The following is an 18370-nucleotide window of genomic DNA, read 5'->3' as shown; positions in this document are numbered from 1 at the left end:
CCCGTCGCCCTACCGGCTGTGCTGTCTTCTGGGGGCGCTCGCTTGTCCGTCCTCACGCATGGCGACGGGCATTTGATGTACCGGCACGGCCCCTTCGGTGCGTGGGCGACTGCGGGTGCGTGGGGGTTGTGGGCTGGGGCGGGACGCCGTCGCCGTTTTGGGTTGCGGGCTGGGGCAGCTGTCTTCGCTGCGGGGCAGCGGGCACGTGGTGGGGCCGGACGGTCGTAGCTGCGGGCATGCGTGTCGCTGGGGGTGATGGGGGTCCCCCCCGTTCGAGCGGAGCCGAGAGTGGGCGCAGCGGCACCCTGTAGGCGCCGGGCTCGCCGGCCCACTCCACGCCGGTGCGCTGTGCCCGTGCAGGAAAGGGGAGCGTGCCCACCCGGGCGGCACCCCGTAGGCGTCCGGTGCCCACGGGGGACGGGAGTCCGGTTACCGGGACGGCGCCCGGGGTTATGAACTCGGCGGAGGCGTCAGCTCTGTTGACATGGTGGCGCGGAGGCGCAAGGTCGTGGTGAGGCGTTGGAACGCCTCGGCCCAGTAACCCCCCGCCCCGGGCGAGGCCCCCTCAGGCTCATCTGGCACCGCCGTGAGCCCATCGAGCCGCCCGGCCTCCGCAGGATCCAGGCACCGCTCGGCCAGCCCCATCACCCCACTGAAGCTCCACGGGTAACTCCCCGCGTCCCGCGCGATGTTGAGGGCGTCGACGACAGCCCGCCCGAGCGGCCCGCTCCAGGGCACCGCGCACACCCCGAGCAACTGAAACGCCTCGGACAGCCCATGCGTCGCGATGAAGCGGGCCACCCAGTCGGCCCGCTCGGTGGAGCCCAGCGTCGCCAGCAGCTTCGACCGCTCCGCGAGCGACACCGCTCCCGGCCCGCCCGCCTCCGGGGCGGAAGGCGCCCCGAGAAGCGCCCGGGACCAGTCGGCGTCCCGCTGCCGGACCGCGGCCCGGCACCACGCGGCATGCAGTTCCGGCTGCCAGTCGTCCGCCACGGGCAGCGCCACGATCTCCTCCGGCGTACGGCCCCCGAGCCGCCGTGGCCACTCCCCGAGCGGTGCCGCCTCCACCAACTGGCCCAGCCACCAGGACCGTTCGCCCCGCCCGGCCGGGGCCTTGGGCACCACCCCGTCGCGCTCCATCTCCGCGTCGCACTGGTGCGGTGCCTCGACCACGATCGTCGGCACGGGCCGCGTGCGGTCGACGGCAACGCACGAACCGGACCGGGTCCCCATCCGGGCGGCCAGCGCCGAGCCGGGCAGCGTGGACAACAACTCCGCCGCCGTGGACCGCACATTGCGGCTGCGGTCGGACAACGCCTGCTCCAGGAACGGCTCGTCCGTCGCCTCCAGCCCCGTCCGCAGCGAGTCGAGGAACATCAGACGGTCCTCCGCCCGCTCCGTAGCCCACGTCGTGGCGAGCAGCTCGCGCGCGGTCGCCGGCTCCTGGGCCCGTATCGCCGAGAGGAGTGCGACCCGCTCGGCGAACAGGCCCTCCTGCCACAACTCCCGTATGCGCTCCGGCTCCCCGGGCCCCGGCAGCGACGCGCCGCCGCCCGGCGCGGCACGCAGGGCGAACCGCCAGTCCGTGTTGAGCCGACCCAGCCACAGGGCCCGGGGCCCGGCGAAGGCAAGGGCCGCCGGCCGCAGGTCGGTACGGCCCCGGGCCGCGTCCAGCAGCGCGGGCAGCACGTCCGCCGGCGGGGCGAACCCGCGCGCGTTCGCCAGCGCGAGCCACTGGGGCAGCAGCTCCGTGAGGTCGGGTGCGGCCCCTCGCCGGCCGCCGGCGGCCCAGCCGGACCGGTCGGCCAGCAGCATCGAGAGCCTGCTCGCCGCGGCCGGCGGCAGCGGCGGGCGGGGATCCTCCGCCGCCGGTTCGGGCGGAGCCGCCGCCCGTGCGGGCCGCAGCCCGGCCCTTCGCCGTACGGTCTCCACGGCTGCCGCGTCCAGCAGTGCCACGGGCGCCTCCCGGCCCGGCGCCGAACCCGAAGGCGTACGCCGGTCGGTTCCGAGCAGCGCCGTGGTGACGAGGTCCTCCCAGGAGTCACCGACGGGCACGTCCTGGGGAGTCGGCGTCCTGTTCATGGGTGTCCTTTCCTAGTGGGGCCGGAGCCGGAGTTGCCGTCGGACGGAGCCGCTGGGTGGGTCAGCACAGGGACACCGCCTCTCCCCGCCCCTCCGGCCAAGCGGTGAGCGGGGTGAAACCGCGATGGCCGCACTCGCCGAAGACTGTGACGGGCGCGCCTCCGGAGAGGGCGGCGAGGCGCCACAGGCCGGGGCGGGAGGCAGCGGACGCGGTGACGGGCAGCGCCAGGTCGCCGTCCGCGTCCGCGAGTTGCCAGGCATCCCCGGCCGGGGTCGGTATGACCCGGCCCAGGGTCACCGGGTAGGAGTCGAGCCAGGGGTCGGACCGCAGCGCCTCGCCGTAGCGCACCGCCGCCTCCACCGTGGTCATGCCCGGCGGGCGTACCGCCGTGGGAGCCGGTGGTGTCACCTGCTCGGCCAGCGCCACCCGCAGCTGACCGGCGCCCGCGTACGCCGAAAGGTCCGCCTCGAAGGCGAGTCCCACCGGCAGGGCCAGTTCGGGTGCGCGGCCGGCGGCTCCGTAGGAGAGGAGCAGCGCGGTGCGTGCCGACGCGGCGCCGTGCAGCCAGATGCGGCGCGTGGTGAGGTGGCTGTCGGACGTGTCGTACTGGGCTAGGACCAGCCAGTGATCGCGCGTCGGCGGGCCGTCGGTCGGCCCGGACAGTCCGATCCGCGAACGGACCGTCGCGGCCAGGCCGTCCGGCAGGCGCTCGCGGCGCAGCCAGCCCTGGACGAGGAGATGGAGCAGGGCACACTCCGCCAGCAGACGCACCGGCCAGCCCGGCCCCGACGACGGGATCGCACCCAACTCCCTCACCCGCGCGGCCAGTCCGGGTGCCTGCGCGTCGACCATGCGAGCCGCCGACTCCTCCCACAGCCCGTACCCCGCCTGTTCGGCCGCCGCGAGGCCCCCGCGCAGCAGATCGGTCAGCCGCTGCTCCAGCTCCACCGTCCCCGCCGTGATCCGCTCGGCCCGGCGCTCCGCCCTGCGCCTTGCCGCCTCCGGATCACCGGTGGACGGGGAACCGGCCGATGCTGCCGTCCGTTTCTCGTCCGCACGCTGCCTCCTTCCCGCTATCCACTCCTCAGCCCAGTCCGGCGCCGGCCCCCGCGACACCGCCCCGCCCTCGCCCGCCCAGAGCAGCAGCAGCCCGAGCGCGTGCTTGCACGGGAACTTCCGGCTGGGACAACTGCACTTGTACGCGGGCCCGCCGGAGTCCGCGATGTCGATGACCGTCCGATACGGCTTGCTGCCACTGCCCTTGCACAGTCCCCATACCGCCCCCTCGCCCGAACTACCCGCTTCCGACCACGGTCCCGCCGCGCCGAGCCTGCTGCCCGCTGTGCGTGACGCGGCGTCAGGCGCCAGTGCCAGCACCTGATCCGCCGTCCAGCGCACCCCCTGCTGAGTCATGTCATCGAAGGTAGATCCCGCCACTGACAATCGACCGTCGCGAGGGCATTTCCGCAGGTCAGAACGCATTGTCAGTGGCGTGGTGCACGGTGGAGCCAGATCGAACCGGCCGAGCTGGAGGGGGACCGAGCCATGACCGTGTCCGTAGAACCGACGTCCGTCAATCCGTCCGCGGGGCAGGCTGCAGGGCCTGCCGCGGAGAAGTCCGGCGAGGAGACCGGCGGGGTGCTGCGGCCGCATGCCGAGCTGGCCTTCGCCGCCGAACTCGCCGCGCTGGCCGCGCAGGACGACCGGCCCCGGCCGGCCCGCTGGCGGCTGTCGCCCTGGGCCGTCGCGACGTATCTGCTGGGCGGCACCCTGCCGGACGGCACGGTGATCACACCCAAGTACGTGGGTCCGCGCCGCCTCGTCGAGGTCGCCGTCACCACGCTCGCCACCGACCGCGCCCTGCTCCTGCTCGGCGTGCCCGGCACGGCGAAGACCTGGGTGTCCGAGCATCTGGCCGCGGCCGTCAGCGGCGACTCGACGCTGCTCGTGCAGGGCACGGCGGGCACGCCGGAGGAGGCGATCCGCTACGGCTGGAACTACGCGGAGCTGCTGGCCCACGGACCCAGCCGGGACGCGCTCGTGCCGAGCCCCGTCATGCGGGCCATGGCCGAGGGAATGACCGCCCGAGTCGAAGAGCTGACCCGCATCCCGGCCGACGTACAGGACACGCTGATCACGATCCTGTCGGAAAAGACCCTGCCGATACCGGAGTTGGGGCAGGAGGTGCAGGCCGTCCGCGGCTTCAACCTGATCGCGACGGCGAACAACCGCGACCGGGGGGTCAACGAGCTGTCCAGCGCGCTGCGCCGCCGATTCAACACGGTGGTCCTGCCGCTGCCGGAGAGCGCCGACGCGGAGGTCGACATCGTCTCGCGCCGAGTCGACCAGATCGGCCGCTCCCTCGACCTGCCCACCGCGCCCGACGGCATCGACGAGATCCGCCGCGTCGTCACGGTCTTCCGTGAGCTGCGCGACGGGATCACCGCCGACGGACGGACGAAGCTCAAGTCACCCAGCGGCACGCTGTCCACCGCCGAGGCGATCTCCGTCGTCACCAACGGCCTGGCGCTGGCCACCCACTTCGGCGACGGCGTCCTGCGCGCGGGTGATGTCGCCGCCGGCATCCTCGGTGCCGTGGTCCGCGATCCGGCCGCCGACCGGGTCATCTGGCAGGAGTACCTGGAGGCGGTCGTCCGCGAGCGGGACGGCTGGAAGGACTTCTACCGAGCCTGCCGGGAGGTGAGCGCATGAGCGGCCCGGCGAACGAGTCTCAGGAGGCGGCGGAGCCCGAGCGGGGGGCGGGTCCCGGCGTGCGGGACGCAGGGGCCGGGGTGCGGGGGGACGGGCCGTTGCTGTTGGGGGTACGGCATCACGGGCCGGGGTCGGCGAGGGCGGTGCGGGCCGCTCTGGAGCAGGCGCGGCCCCGGGTGGTGCTGATCGAGGGTCCCCCCGAGGCGGATGCGCTCATTCCGCTCGCCGCCGACTCGGACATGCGGCCGCCTGTCGCGCTGTTGGCCCACGCTGTGGACGAGCCCGGGCGGTCGGCGTTCTGGCCGCTCGCCGAGTTCTCGCCGGAGTGGGTGGCGATTCGCTGGGCCGTGGAACACGAGGTGCCGGCGCGCTTCATCGATCTTCCGGCCACGCACACGCTGGCGTGGGGGAGGGAGGAGGCGACGCAGGACGGAAGCGCCCCACCTCACCCGGGGGACCTGAACCAGGGCACCCCCAACGAACCGACGCCCGACCCGATGTCCGGCCTGACGCCCGACCCGACGCCCGACTCGACCCCCGGTTCGGCGATGGACCCGAGCAGGGAGCCGGACGGGGCGGCACAGGACGACCAGGCAGGGGAAGGGGAGACGGACCAGGCCGGGGAAGGGGAGCCGGGCCGGGTCGGGGAACGGGAGACGGACCCGGCGGGGGAAGCGGATCAAGACGGGCCGTCCGGGGAGTCGGGCACTGCCGCCATCGACGAGGCCGTGCGAATCGACCCTCTCGCCGTCCTCGCGGAAACCGCCGGCTACGACGATCCCGAGCGGTGGTGGGAGGACGTGGTCGAGCACCGGGGCGGAGCGGGCGCCGACGTCTTCGCACCCTTCGCGGCGCTCGGCGAGGCCATGGCGGCGCTGCGGGAGACGTACGGGACCGGCGGGCACGACCGGGACCTGGTGCGTGAGGCGCACATGCGACTCCAGGTGCGGGACGCCCAGCGTGAGTTCGGGGACGACGTGGCCGTGGTGTGCGGGGCCTGGCATGTGCCCGCGCTGCGCGAGAGGCGTCCGGTCGCCGCAGACCGGGCGCTGCTGAAGGGGCTGCCCAAGGTCAAGGCCGACATGACCTGGGTGCCGTGGACGCATCGCCGGCTGTCCCGGGCGAGCGGTTACGGCGCGGGCATCGACTCGCCCGGCTGGTACGGCCATCTGTTCAGCGTCCGGGACCGGCCGATCGAGCGCTGGATGACGAAGGTGGCCGGACTGCTGCGTGACGAGGACAGGCTCGTGTCGTCCGCGCACGTCATCGAGGCGGTGCGGCTGGCGGACACGCTTGCCGCGATGCGGGGCCGCCCGCTGCCGGGACTGTCCGAGACCACCGATGCGGTGCGCGCCGTGATGTGCGAGGGCTCGGACGTGCCGCTCGCGCTGGTGCACGACCGGCTCGTCGTCGGGGACGTGCTGGGCGAGGTGCCGGATTCCGCGCCCGCGGTGCCGTTGCAGCGGGACCTCGCACGCCTCCAGCGCCGACTGCGGTGCAAACCGGAGCCGGTGGAGCGGGAGTTGGAGCTCGACCTGCGCAGGGAGATCGACGCCGGGCGCAGTCGGCTGCTGCACCGGTTGCGGCTCCTCGGCGTCGACTGGGGAGAGCCCAGCGCGTCGCGAGGCAGTACGGGTACGTTCCGGGAGACCTGGCGGCTGCGCTGGGAGCCGGAGCTGGCCGTGCGGGTCGCCGAGGCCGGCGTGTGGGGCACGACCGTACTGTCCGCGGCTACCGCGAAGGCCGAGACGGACGCGGTCACCGCGCGTTCCCTGGCCGACGTCACGGCGCTCGCCGAGCGCTGCCTGCTCGCCGAACTGCCGGACGCACTGCCCGTGGTGATGCGCGTCCTCGCGGACCGAGCCGCCCTCGACGCGGACGTCGGTCACCTCGCCCAAGCGCTCCCCGCCCTCGTCCGCTCCCTGCGTTACGGCGATGTGCGCGGCACGGACACCCACGCCCTCACCGAGGTCGCGGCGGGTCTCGCCGAGCGCATCTTCGTCGGACTCCCGCCGGCCTGCGCGGCGCTGGACGCCGAGGCCGCCGAGGAGATGCGAGGCCATGTGGACGCCGTGCAGGGCGCGGTGGGTCTGTTGGGGGAGGCCCGGGCGGACGCGGGTTCCGAGCCGGGGCAGGCGAGAGGCGGGGGAGCCGTCCGGGACCGTTGGCATTCCGTGCTCCGGGTGCTGTCCCTGCGCGACACGGTGCCGGGGGTCATCCGCGGGCGCGCCGTACGACTGCTGTTGGACAACGGGGAGTTGGCTCATGACGAGGCAGCCCGGCTCATGGGGCTCGTGCTGTCGCCGGGGACGGCGCCGGGGGACGCGGCCGCATGGATCGAGGGGTTCGTCGGGGGTGGCTCCGGCGGCGGGATGCTGCTCGTGCACGACGAGCGGTTGCTCGGGCTGGTGGACGCATGGCTGACCGGGGTGCCGGCGGAGGCGTTCACCGATGTGCTGCCCCTGCTGCGACGCACGTTCTCGGCGTACGAGACGGGGGTGCGCAGGACGTTGGGTGAGCTGGTGCGGCGGGGTCCTGGGGCCGGAGCGCGTGTCTCCGTGAGCACCTCCGGCGCCCCCGGGTTCGCGGCTGAACTCGACATCGAGCGCGCGGACTCCGTGGTGCCGGTGCTGGGACTGCTGCTCGGACTCACCGAGTTCGACGGCGGTTTCGGGGGCAGCGACGACACGGCCGGGGGCGGCGATACCGACGTCGTCCGTGATGGCGCAGGCAACAACCAGGTGGGGGTGGCCTGATGGCAGGGGCAGGGGCAGCGTCAACGGAAGCGGCAGCGGAGGCGGCTACGACGAACGGCGCGTCGCTGGACGACCGCCACGACACCGGGGGCGGGACCGCATCCCGAGCCGGTGCGGGTGCGGGTGCGAGTGCGAGTGCGGGTCTCGGCGCCGGTGCCGGTGCCGGCGCCCGTGCCCTTGCCGGTGCCGGGATCGATGTCGGTCCTGGGACGGAAGCCGGGCCCGGAGGCCGGCGGGAGGACGCGTCCGGGGCGGACGAGCGGCTCAGGCGGTGGCGGCTCGTGCTCGGGGGAGACGCGGCGGACGGCACCGGATGCGTACTCGCCGGGCAGGACGTCGGGATGGACGGCGCGCTCGCCGCGCTGTACGGGAAGGGGGACAAGGCGCGGTCGGGGCGGGACCGTTCGGCCGGGCTGGGGGCGTCGGCGCCGTCCGTCGCGCGGTGGCTCGGGGACATCCGGACGTACTTCCCCTCCTCCGTCGTACAGGTCATGCAGCGGGACGCCATCGACCGGCTCGGGCTGTCCACGCTGCTCCTGGAGCCGGAGATGCTGGAGGCGGTGGAGGCCGACGTCCACCTCGTTGGCACCCTGCTCTCCCTCAACAAGGCCATGCCCGAGACGACGAAGGAAACGGCACGGGCCGTCGTACGCAAGGTCGTCGAGGACCTGGAGAAGCGGCTCGCCACCCGCACGCGGGCCACACTCACCGGTGCCCTGGACCGCAGCGCGCGTATCAACCGCCCCCGGCATCACGATATCGACTGGAACCGCACTATCGCGGCGAACCTCAAGCACTACCTGCCGGAGTACCGCACGATCGTGCCCGAGCGGCTGATCGGCTACGGGCGCGCATCCCAGTCCGTGAAGAAGGAGGTCATCCTCTGCATCGATCAGTCGGGGTCGATGGCGGCGTCCGTCGTCTATGCCTCCGTGTTCGGCGCCGTACTCGCGTCGATGCGGTCCATCACGACCCGGCTCGTCGTATTCGACACGGCCGTCGTCGACCTCACCGACCAGCTCGACGACCCGGTCGACGTCCTCTTCGGCACACAGCTCGGCGGCGGTACGGACATCAACAGGGCGCTCGCGTACTGCCAGTCGCAGATCACCCGGCCCGCGGAGACCGTCGTCGTGCTCATCAGCGACCTGTACGAGGGGGGCATACGGAACGAGATGCTGAAGCGGGTGGCGGCGATGAAGGCGTCGGGGGTGCAGTTCGTGACGTTGCTCGCGCTGTCCGACGAAGGGACGCCCGCGTACGACCGCGAGCACGCGGCGGCGCTCGCGGCACTCGACGCACCGGCGTTCGCCTGCACGCCCGATCTGTTCCCCGACGTGATGGCAGCGGCGATCGAGAAGCGGCCATTGCCGATACCGGACCACACGTGATCTGTCGCTGGGGACAGCGGCGACCTGCCGGATGCCGAGCGTGAGGAGAGCCGAGAAGCCGCACATGAAACCGGAAGTGGAGTCAGAAGTGCGGCCGGAAGTGGAGCCGGACAGGAACCGGCCATGAATTACCACTGGTAACGGGAGACTTGCACAACCTCAGGAGTCCCGTGCGAGGATCGAGAGCCCCTTCGAATTCCAGTGGTGTGCAGTGGGCCGCGTTGCTCCCCGCGCCGCCGGAATTCCGTCTCGTTCCGCCGCATGGGAGGCTCTCGCCGTCTTGGTCCCGCCGGTCGCACTGCCCTTCGCCGGTGCCGCTCTGCGCGTGATGCGCACGGCGGCGGGGTGGCGCGGGCTGCAACTGGGGTTGTTGGTGGGCGGGTTGTTCGCCCTGTGCCTCCTCTGCGGAGAGCAGGCCCGTGCGGCGGACGTGAGGCCGTCGGCGCCGGCGGATGTCATCCGGGCCGTCAAGGGCTCGGCCGAGCACGCCGTCAGGAACTCGGCGGGGCATGACGTCAGAAACCGGGCCGAGCGCACCGTCAGGAACTCGGCCCGGCGCGCCGCGCGGGTTGTGACGGCACCCCAGGAGAAGACCAGGACGCCTGCAGCCCGCTCAGCCCCTTCAGTCCTTCCGGCCCCTTCAGCCCCTCCGGGCCCTGAAGCCGTACGTCCGGACACCGACCGGCCTGTACGTCCGGACACCGACCGGCCCGTTCGCCCGGACACCGACCGGCCTGTGCGCCCGGTCGCCGACCGGCCTGTACGTCCGGCCGGTGATCAGCCGCTGCGCTCGGACAGCGACCGGCAGATGGGTCCCGGTGCTGGTCGGCACCTGAGTCCGGTCGCCGAAGTGGTTGGGCCAGTCGGTGATCTCGTCGGGGCGGTCGTGGGGACGGCCGCTGAGGGGCTGACCGACGGCCGTTCTGGCTTCCCGGCAGGGCCGGAGCATCCCTCCCCGCCCGCCCTGCCGTCGCTGCCGTCGCTGCCCTCCCCGCCCGCCCTGCCCCCCTTGCCCTCCCTGCCGTCGCTGCCCTCGCTTCCCGATCCCCCGGGCCTCCCTGACCTGCCCGAGGTACCGGGTGCGCCTGACCCCCCGGCCACGGGCCAGACTCTGCCGGCCCCGGCCCCCACCTCGCCGCAACCGGCCCCCATCTCCCCGCAGCAGCCGGGCGGCGACGTGGTGCGGTCGGGCGCGGACGGGCGGGACGCGGGTGGGGGCGTGAGCGCAGAGGCGATCGTGGTGCGCGGGCCGAGCTTCGGCGGGACCGCAGCGCCCGCCCGCGGTGCGCACGGTGCCGCCCTGGGCGTACGGACCCCGTACGCCCACGGAGTGCGGACCGTGAAGGCGCCCCCGCATCAGGCGCCCCGCGATCCGGGCGGTGTCCTGCGCAGCCAGTCGGCGGTCGACAGCGGTACGTCCAGGCACGGCGACCCGCATGCCGTCACCTTGATCCACCGGGCGCCGTTGCGGCTCGTGCCCGGCGTTCCCGTGGTCGTCGCCGTGGGTGAGACCCGGGACAGACACCGGGACATTCGGGAGTTCCCCGGTTAGGTCGGGCCCAGCCCCTCCGCGACGACGTGCGCGGAGGCGGAGCACGTCTGCCCGCCGCCCGGACACCGGTCAGGAACCGGACACAGGAAACGACAGGCGGACACCCCGTACGCCTGCCCCGTACTCCGGGCGCCCCCGCGTACCCGGGTGCCCCCGCCCCGTACCCCGGGCGCCGCACGGGCACCCCCGTCCACAGACGCCTCCGTCCGCAGACACCCCCGTACACGGACGCCCCCGTACACGGACCCCCGTACACGAGCGCCCTGTACACCGATCCCCCAAGACGGCCGCAGGCCGTCCCGCGGGGGATCCCATCGACTCCGTGGGGATCGCGCGGCCACGGACGGCCGAATGCCATCGGTCCGTCCTGCCGTGAGCCCGCGGGCAGGGCCGGGCGGCCCCCATTGGGGTGGGGACCGCCCGGCCCGGGCCCTTCAAAGCCATTGAGGGGCCGGAGCCTTCAAAGCCGTTGAAGGCTCGCTCAGGGGTCTCACCGGGCAAACCCCGACCCGGTGAGACCCCGCTCCAGTGCCCAGACGGGGGACGTCCGTGCAGGTCGTGGGCCATGGTGGGGGCGAGCCGGAGGCGGCGTGTGCCGCGTCCGGGTTCGCTCCTGTGACAGGTATCACCGCTCAGGTGTGACCTCCGATTTAGGGACCCACGGCCTGCGGCGATAACCTGCGAGACGGACATGCCGCGCGCTCGGACACCGTGTGCGCCACCCTTGTGACAGCGGACGTCACGTTGCCCTTCGCGGCACGCCCATGCAGACAGCAGACCGCAGAGCGGCGAGATCACTGATAGGGACGGACGCGCGTGGACCTGTTCGAGTACCAGGCGAGGGACCTCTTCGCCAAGCACGGTGTACCGGTGCTGGCCGGTGAAGTCATCGACACGCCTGAGGCAGCCCGCGAGGCGACCGAGCGTCTTGGCGGCAAGTCCGTCATCAAGGCACAGGTGAAGGTCGGTGGCCGAGGCAAGGCCGGCGGCGTCAAGCTCGCCGCCACCCCGGACGAGGCCGTCGCCCGGGCGACGGACATCCTCGGTATGGACATCAAGGGCCACACGGTCCACAAGGTGATGATCGCCGAGACCGCGCCCGAGATCGTCGAGGAGTACTACGTCTCGTACCTCCTCGACCGCACCAACCGCACCTTCCTCGCCATGGCGTCCGTCCAGGGCGGCGTGGAGATCGAGGTCGTCGCGGAGGAGAACCCCGAGGCCCTCGCGAAGGTCCCGGTCGACGCCAACGAAGGCGTGTCGATCGAGAAGGCCCGCGAGATCGTCGCCCAGGCGAAGTTCCCGGCCGAGGTCGCGGAGCAGGTCGCCGAGATCCTGGTGACGCTGTGGGACACCTTCATCAAGGAGGACGCTCTCCTCGTCGAGGTCAACCCGCTCGCCAAGGTCGCCTCCGGCAAGGTCATCGCCCTCGACGGCAAGGTGTCGCTGGACGAGAACGCCGACTTCCGCCAGCCGGAGCACGAGGCGCTCGTCGACCACGCGGCGGCCAACCCGCTCGAGGCCGCCGCCAAGGAGAAGAACCTCAACTACGTCAAGCTCGACGGTGAGGTCGGCATCATCGGCAACGGCGCGGGTCTCGTCATGAGCACCCTCGACGTCGTCGCGTACGCCGGTGAGAACCACGGCGGCGTGAAGCCGGCCAACTTCCTCGACATCGGCGGCGGCGCCTCCGCCGCGGTCATGGCGAACGGCCTGGAGATCATCCTCGGCGACCCGGACGTCAAGTCCGTGTTCGTCAACGTCTTCGGTGGCATCACCGCCTGTGACGAGGTCGCCAACGGCATCGTCCAGGCGCTCCAGCTGCTCAAGGACAAGGGCGAGGAAGTCACCAAGCCCCTGGTCGTGCGCCTCGACGGCAACAACGCCGAGCTGGGTCGCAAGATCCTGTCGGACGCCAACCACCCGCTCGTGCAGCGCGTGGACACCATGGACGGCGCGGCCGACAAGGCCGCCGAGCTCGCGGCTGCGAAGTAAGGGACGAGGGAAACAACCGCCATGGCTATCTTCCTCAACAAGGACAGCAAGGTCATCGTCCAGGGCATGACCGGTGCCACGGGCATGAAGCACACCAAGCTCATGCTGGCCGACGGCACGAACGTCGTCGGCGGTGTCAACCCGCGCAAGGCGGGCACGTCCGTCGACATCGACGGCACCGAGATCCCGGTCTTCGGCACGGTCGCCGAGGCGATCGAGAAGACGGGTGCCAACGTCTCCGTCCTCTTCGTGCCGCCGGCGTTCGCCAAGGCCGCCGTCGTCGAGGCGATCGACGCGGAGATCCCCCTCGCGGTCGTCATCACCGAGGGCATCGCCGTCCACGACTCCGCCGCCTTCTGGGCGTACGCGAAGTCGAAGGGCAACAAGACACGCATCATCGGCCCGAACTGCCCCGGTCTCATCACCCCGGGCCAGTCGAACGCCGGCATCATCCCGGGCGACATCACGAAGCCGGGCCGCATCGGCCTGGTCTCGAAGTCCGGCACGCTGACGTACCAGATGATGTACGAGCTCCGTGACATCGGCTTCTCGTCGGCGGTGGGCATCGGTGGCGACCCCGTCATCGGCACCACCCACATCGACGCTCTGGCGGCCTTTGAGGCCGACCCCGACACCGACCTGATCGTGATGATCGGTGAGATCGGCGGCGACGCCGAGGAGCGTGCCGCGGACTTCATCGCGAAGAACGTGACGAAGCCGGTCGTCGGTTACGTCGCGGGCTTCACCGCGCCCGAGGGCAAGACCATGGGCCACGCCGGCGCCATCGTCTCCGGCTCCTCCGGCACGGCCGCCGCGAAGAAGGAGGCCCTCGAGGCCGCCGGCGTCAAGGTCGGCAAGACGCCGACCGAGACGGCGAAGCTGGCGCGCGAGATCCTCGCGGGCTGAGCTTTCAGCTAGCGTCGAGTGGGCCCGTACCCCCGGACAGGGGTACGGGCCCACTCGCGTTTCCCGGATCGGCGCTTCAGCCGCCACCGCTGCGTCACCCGATCTGCCGGACCGACCTCGTCCGATCTGCCGGACCGACCTCGTCCGATCTGCCGGACCGACCTCGTCCGGTCTGCCGGACCGGCCTCGTCCGGCCTGCGGGCCGCGGGCTGCCGGGCCGGCCTCATCTGGTCTGGGGGACCAGCCTGCCCGGCCCGTTCGCCGTCTCCGAGCGGAGCTTGGTGCGCAGGTCGAGTTCCTCCTGGGAGAGCGTGCCCGGCGCGGCCTTCGCCGGTACGCCCCGGACGGCCGCGGGCGGGGCCAGGGGCGGTTCGTAGTGGTCCGGCGCCGTTCTCAGCGCCATCGAGGTGGCACCGACGAGCAGCGTGGTGAAGGCGATGGCCGCCCGGGTCCACTGCCGGGCACGCCGCTCGCCGCCGGTGCGCACGGTCGTCGGCCGGGCCGCGCGCAGCCGCTCCGCGCCCGCCAGTGCGGCGAGACGGCGGTGCAGTTTCCCCGGATCCGCCAGTTCCGGGATGCGGGCGGCGACGGCTTCGCGGGCACGCAGCAGCCGGTTCGCGGTGGCGGGCGTGCTCGCCTCCGTCTCGGCCGCGGTCTCGGGCAGACCGAGCCCGACACCGTCGTACAGCAGCAGGGTGCGCCGGTGGGCGGGCGGCAGTCTCAGGAGTTCGGTGAGCAGCGCGCGGTCCGTCGCGTCGGCGGGGGGTGCCTCCGGGTGCCGGTGACGGGGGCGCAGCCGGTGCCAGGGGGAGAGCGCGCACTCGTACGCGGCGGCCCGCACCCATCCCGCCGGGTCCCGGTCGACGGCCACCTCGGGCCAGCGCTGCCATGCGAGTTGGAAGGCCCGCTCCACGGCCTCGCGCGCCAGCTCGCGCCGCCCGGTGAGCAGAAACGTCTGCCGTACGAGGGAGGGGGAGCAGAACGCGTAGAGCGCGTCGAAGGCCTGAGTGGGCGTCAGGGGGCGGGGCAGGAGGACGAGTTTGGGCTCGCCCGGGATCCTCGGCGGCTCCACCGCGGTGGTCCGCACCGGGGGTGCCGGGGTTCCCGTGGCGTCCGGGGGCGGGGCTGCGGGTGCCTCGCCGTCCGCTGCGGGCGCGGGATGCTCGCGGGATACGGCCATCTCGGCACCGGCGTAGGCATGTTCGGGCACGCGTTCGGGCACGGCCACGGGCGCCGGCCCGGACGCAACGTCAGAGTCCGGTCCGGGCGTCGCATCAGAGTCGGGTCCGGGCGTCGCGTCAGAGTCCGGATCGGGCGTCGGGCCCGCGGCGGCCTCGGTTGTCGGACCCTGGGCGGGCTCCAGCGCGGCCTTGGCGCCGGCGCCGGTACGGGCGTCTGCGCCCGCGTCTGCGCCGTGCGGTGACGCGGCATCAGGCGTGGTACCGGAAGCGGGTGTCGGCGCCGGCGGGGCCGCCGGTCTGGGCTTCGGTGTCGCCAGCAGTCTCGCGTACGCCTCCCGTTTGCGGCCGCGCGGTGTCGTGCGACCGCTCTCCCATGAGCGCACGGTCTCGCGGCTGACGCCCACCTTGGCGGCGACGTCGGCCTGGCTCAGCGACTTCGCCTCGCGCAGGCGCCGACGTTCCTTGGGGGACGGCAGCGGGGTGGCAGGGCTCTGCGTCACAGGACGCCCCTTCGTACGAAAAAGTACATAAGCGTATATTGAGCGACACATCGGGGGTTTGCCTGTTACGACGAGAAAGCGCGTGTCGTTGGGAGCATGGCGGGCGTGACCCATCTGACCGACCGCCGCCCGTCGTTGCCGCCCCTGCTCACCCGGATGCACGGCCGATCCCCCGGACTGGGCGCCGCCCTCCTGGGTGGCGCCGTCGCGGCGGGGCTCGGGCTCGCCTCCTTCGCCGTGCTCGTGATGGTGCTGTGGGTCAGCTCGCCGTACCCCGACAGCGGCCCCGAGGGAGCGCTGCACATGGCGGCGTCCCTCTGGCTCCTCGCGCACGGCGTCGAACTCGTCCGCACCGAGACCTTGTCCGGTGTCCCCGCGCCCGTGGGACTCACCCCGTTGCTCCTGGTCGCGCTGCCCGTGTGGCTGCTGTACCGGGCGGCGCGGGACGCCGTCGACGGCGTGATCATGCCGCGTACGGCGTGGACGGGGGCCGTCGGGGGATACCTCGCCGTCGGCACGGCGGCCGCGCTGTACGCGTCCGGCGGGGAGTTGCGCCCTTCGTGGGTGTGGACCGCCCTCTGTCTGCCCGTGCTGGCCGGGGGCGCGGCGGGTGCGGGGGTGTGGGCGGCGTACGGATGCCCGCACGGGCCCATGCCGCCGTGGGGGCGCCGTGGTCTCGCCGCACTTCCCGGGGGTGTACGCCGCTTCGTCACCGATTCCGTCCTGGCGCCGGAGGCCAGGCGCCGGGTCCTGGCCGCGGTACGGGCGGCCGGGGCCGGCGCGGCGGCGCTCGTGGGGGCGGGCTCGCTGCTCGTCGCGGCCTCGCTGGTGTGGCACGGGGGAGCGGCGCGGGGCTCCTTCGTGCAGCTCACGGAGGTGTGGTCGGGCCGCTTCGCGGTGCTGCTGCTGTGTCTGGCGCTGGTGCCGAACGCGGCGGTGTGGGCGGCGGCGTACGGGCTCGGACCCGGCTTCGTGCTGGGCGCGGGCCAGGTCGCGGCCCCGCTGTCCGCTGCCGCTCCGCCTCCGCTGCTGCCGGCGTTTCCGCTCCTGGCGGCCGTGCCGGGGGCCGGCGGTACGCCGCTGAGCTGGCTGGTGGGAGTGGTGCCGGTGGCCGGCGGGGCGACGGTGGCGTGGTGTGTCGCGCGGGCGGCGACGAGGGAGCGGGCGACGGCCTGGTCCTGGCGGCGGACGGCCGGCTCGGTGGTCCTTGCCGCCGGGCTGTGCGGGCTCGCGTTCGGGCTGCTCGCCGGGCTGGCGGGCGGCCCGCTGGGCAGTGCGGCGCTGGCCCGGTTCGGGCCGGTGTGGTGGGAGACGGGCGGCGCGGCCGCGGGGTGGGTCGCCGTGCTGGCGGTGCCGGTGGCGGTGGGGCTGCGGGCGTGGTGGCTACGAGGGGCCCCGGAGCCGGAGCCTGCGGAGCGGGAGACTCCGGTACGGGGGGCGGAGGTGCCGGAGTCGGGGACGGGCAGGTCGGCCGGACCGGACGAGGCGTCCGCCGCGTCGGTCTCGGGTGGGCGCCGGTTCCGGTTCCGGATGGGTCCGGCGTCGGCGGGTTCCGTCGCTTCCTGGTTCTCGTGGGCGAAGTTGTCCCGTCGGGACCGGGGTGTGCCGCCGCCTGTGCCGACTCCCGCGCCCGGGCCGGCGGTTGCTTCGACGCCCGCTCCGGTGCCGGCTGCGGCGCCCGCCACGTCGGTCGCCGACGCCGGTCTTGAACAGCTGTACGACTTCCTGCCGTCGGACGCCGTGGGCTGGCACGACGACGAGTCCCGTCAGGCCCGCTGGGCGGCCCTCAAGGAGGCGTCCACTCCGACGGAGCCGAAGAAGCCGGGGTCTCCGCAGGAACCGCCGGAGCAGCCGGAACCGTGACGGCTGCGGCGGTCAGCGGTGGCGTTGGCAGCCGCTGGGGTGCGTCAGCGGGTGCCCAGAATGCCCCGTAGTTCCTTGGGGAGAAGGTCGTTGCAGGACTGCTTGGACGCGTTGGTGAGGGCGTCGTTCGTGCACGTGTAGTAGTCGCTGTAGACGAGCTGGGCGGTGAAGGTCGCGGCCACCATGATGATCGCCAGGGACGCGGTGACCAGGCCGCTCACGGCGGCGGTGGTCTGCGGCCGGACGTTCGGATCGGGGGCCGGGCTGTTCGGGTCCGGGGTGCGGGGCTTGGCGCGTACGGCGCTGATGCCCCAGTACAGAGCCAGTGAGCCCAGCAGCAGGGCCACGTAGGGCCAGCTGAAGAGGGCGAAGAAGAACGCCCACATTCCGGACAGCAGCGCGAAGCGCGCGCGGCGCTGCGCCGGGTCCGTCGGGTCCCAGCGCATCCCCGCGCCGGGTCCGCCGCCCGGGCCTCCCTCCGGGCCGCCCTGTCCTCCGGGGGCGCCGGGGCGGTCGCCGAATCCGCCGCCCTGTGAGGGGCCGGGCTGGCGGTCGCTCCACTGGCTGCCCCAGGGGGAGCGGCCGCCGGGCTCGCCCTGTTCCGAGCCCTGCTCCGTGCCCTCTCCGTCGCCGCCGTTGGCGGGCCGGCGCGGCTGCCACGGCCGGTCCGGCGTCCCTTCCGGGGGCGCCGCGAACGGGTTGTCGTCCGAGGGGCCCTCCGGATTCAGCCCACCAGAGGAGCCACTTCCACCGGAGCCGTCGTGCCCGCTGGGGCCGCCGCCGTCCGAGCCGTCGTGTCCACCGGAGCCGTCGCGCCCACCCGAGCCGTGTCCACCGGCGCCGCCGTGTCCGTCCGAGCCGTGTCCGTCCGGGCCGCGCCCACCCGGGCCGTGTCCGCCCGAGCCCGAGCCGCCGGAGCCGTGCCCACCCGAGGAGTCACGTTCGCCCGAGCCGTCGTGTCCGTCCGACGAGTCACGCCCGCCGGCGGAGCCGTGCCCGGCGCCGGGTGCGCCCCCGCTCTCCTGCGGCGGGGTAGGCGAAGAGCGCCGCTCGCGCAGCAGCAGCGGAGGGAGTCGGAGACTGCGGTCCGGCATCAGGTGTGCGTCTTCCCCTTGGTGGTTCTGGCGGGCGCGTGTCACCGAACTGTTGCCCGTGACCCACGCCCCGATTCCTCGCTCCGGGACTCGCACCCCGGCCAATCAATCCGAAGCTCGCGCCCCGAACTCCGCGCTCCAGGGCTCGCGCCCCGGCCGCCCGGCACCCGGACTCACGCCCCAGCCGCCGCGCTCCAGGACCCGCGCCCCGGTCACCCGGCACCCGGGCTCGTACCCCAGCTGCCCAGCCTCCGGGATCAGCCCAGTCACCCAGCACCCGGGACTCGCACCCCAGCCGCCCAGCCTCCGGGATCAGCCCAGTCACCCGGCACCCGGG

General features: G+C 73.6%; 11 protein-coding genes. 7 read left to right on the top strand and 4 right to left on the bottom strand.

Annotated elements, in window-relative coordinates; genetic code table 11:
- Positions 1–450 precede the first annotated feature (450 nt).
- Together ACFWM2_RS39840 and ACFWM2_RS39835 are read right to left on the bottom strand one after the other, a co-directional pair.
- Complete coding sequence (locus tag ACFWM2_RS39840) at positions 451–2082, bottom strand: DUF5691 domain-containing protein (RefSeq protein ID WP_383291167.1); 1632 nt, start codon at positions 2080–2082, stop codon at positions 451–453.
- Positions 2083–2143: 61 nt separating this feature from the next.
- A complete protein-coding gene (locus ACFWM2_RS39835) occupies positions 2144–3496 on the bottom strand; it encodes an SWIM zinc finger family protein (protein WP_383291165.1) in 1353 nt (450 codons plus the stop codon).
- A 132-nt stretch (positions 3497–3628) separates the two neighbouring features.
- Here ACFWM2_RS39835 and ACFWM2_RS39830 point away from each other — a divergent pair, with 132 nt between their 5' ends.
- The 6 genes from ACFWM2_RS39830 to sucD all read left to right on the top strand — a co-directional run bounded on the left by ACFWM2_RS39830 (position 3629) and on the right by sucD (position 13395).
- Positions 3629–4795: an AAA family ATPase gene (locus ACFWM2_RS39830; RefSeq protein ID WP_383291163.1), complete on the top strand. Its 1167-nt coding sequence runs from the start codon at positions 3629–3631 to the stop codon at positions 4793–4795.
- Positions 4792–7551: a DUF5682 family protein gene (locus ACFWM2_RS39825; RefSeq protein ID WP_383291161.1), complete on the top strand. Its 2760-nt coding sequence runs from the start codon at positions 4792–4794 to the stop codon at positions 7549–7551. The genes ACFWM2_RS39830 and ACFWM2_RS39825 overlap by 4 nt, the downstream gene beginning before the upstream one ends.
- A 281-nt stretch (positions 7552–7832) precedes the next feature.
- On the top strand, positions 7833–8942 hold the full coding sequence (locus ACFWM2_RS39820) for a vWA domain-containing protein (RefSeq protein ID WP_383291159.1): 1110 nt from the start codon (positions 7833–7835) through the stop codon (positions 8940–8942).
- A 1219-nt stretch (positions 8943–10161) separates the two neighbouring features.
- Entirely contained in the window at positions 10162–10494 is a 333-nt protein-coding gene (locus tag ACFWM2_RS39815; RefSeq protein WP_383291157.1) for a hypothetical protein, read from the top strand.
- Positions 10495–11310: 816 nt separating this feature from the next.
- Positions 11311–12489 (top strand): ADP-forming succinate--CoA ligase subunit beta, encoded by a 1179-nt coding sequence (gene sucC / locus ACFWM2_RS39810; RefSeq protein WP_383291155.1) that lies wholly within the window; start codon positions 11311–11313, stop codon positions 12487–12489.
- A gap of 21 nt (positions 12490–12510) precedes the next feature.
- On the top strand, positions 12511–13395 hold the full coding sequence (sucD, locus tag ACFWM2_RS39805) for a succinate--CoA ligase subunit alpha (RefSeq protein WP_383291153.1): 885 nt from the start codon (positions 12511–12513) through the stop codon (positions 13393–13395).
- Between the two features lie 223 nt (positions 13396–13618).
- On the opposite strand, the gene ACFWM2_RS39800 is transcribed toward sucD, so the two are convergent.
- The gene (locus ACFWM2_RS39800) at positions 13619–15076 is read right to left on the bottom strand and encodes a helix-turn-helix domain-containing protein (protein ID WP_383291151.1); all 1458 of its coding nucleotides are present in this window, start codon (positions 15074–15076) and stop codon (positions 13619–13621) included.
- 96 nt (positions 15077–15172) lie between these two features.
- Between ACFWM2_RS39800 and ACFWM2_RS39795 the strand changes: the two genes are divergently transcribed.
- On the top strand, positions 15173–16939 hold the full coding sequence (locus ACFWM2_RS39795) for a DUF6350 family protein (RefSeq protein WP_383291150.1): 1767 nt from the start codon (positions 15173–15175) through the stop codon (positions 16937–16939).
- A 44-nt stretch (positions 16940–16983) separates the two neighbouring features.
- Here ACFWM2_RS39795 and ACFWM2_RS39790 read toward each other — a convergent pair whose 3' ends face one another.
- Complete coding sequence (locus ACFWM2_RS39790; RefSeq protein WP_383291148.1) at positions 16984–18033, bottom strand: hypothetical protein; 1050 nt, start codon at positions 18031–18033, stop codon at positions 16984–16986.
- Positions 18034–18370: the final 337 nt, after the last annotated feature.

This window comes from Streptomyces sp. NPDC058371, from assembly GCF_042723265.1.
Classification (GTDB): Bacteria; Actinomycetota; Actinomycetes; order Streptomycetales; family Streptomycetaceae; genus Streptomyces.
Note: the sequence above shows the minus strand (reverse complement) of the source record. Positions and strands in the feature narration are given on the sequence as shown.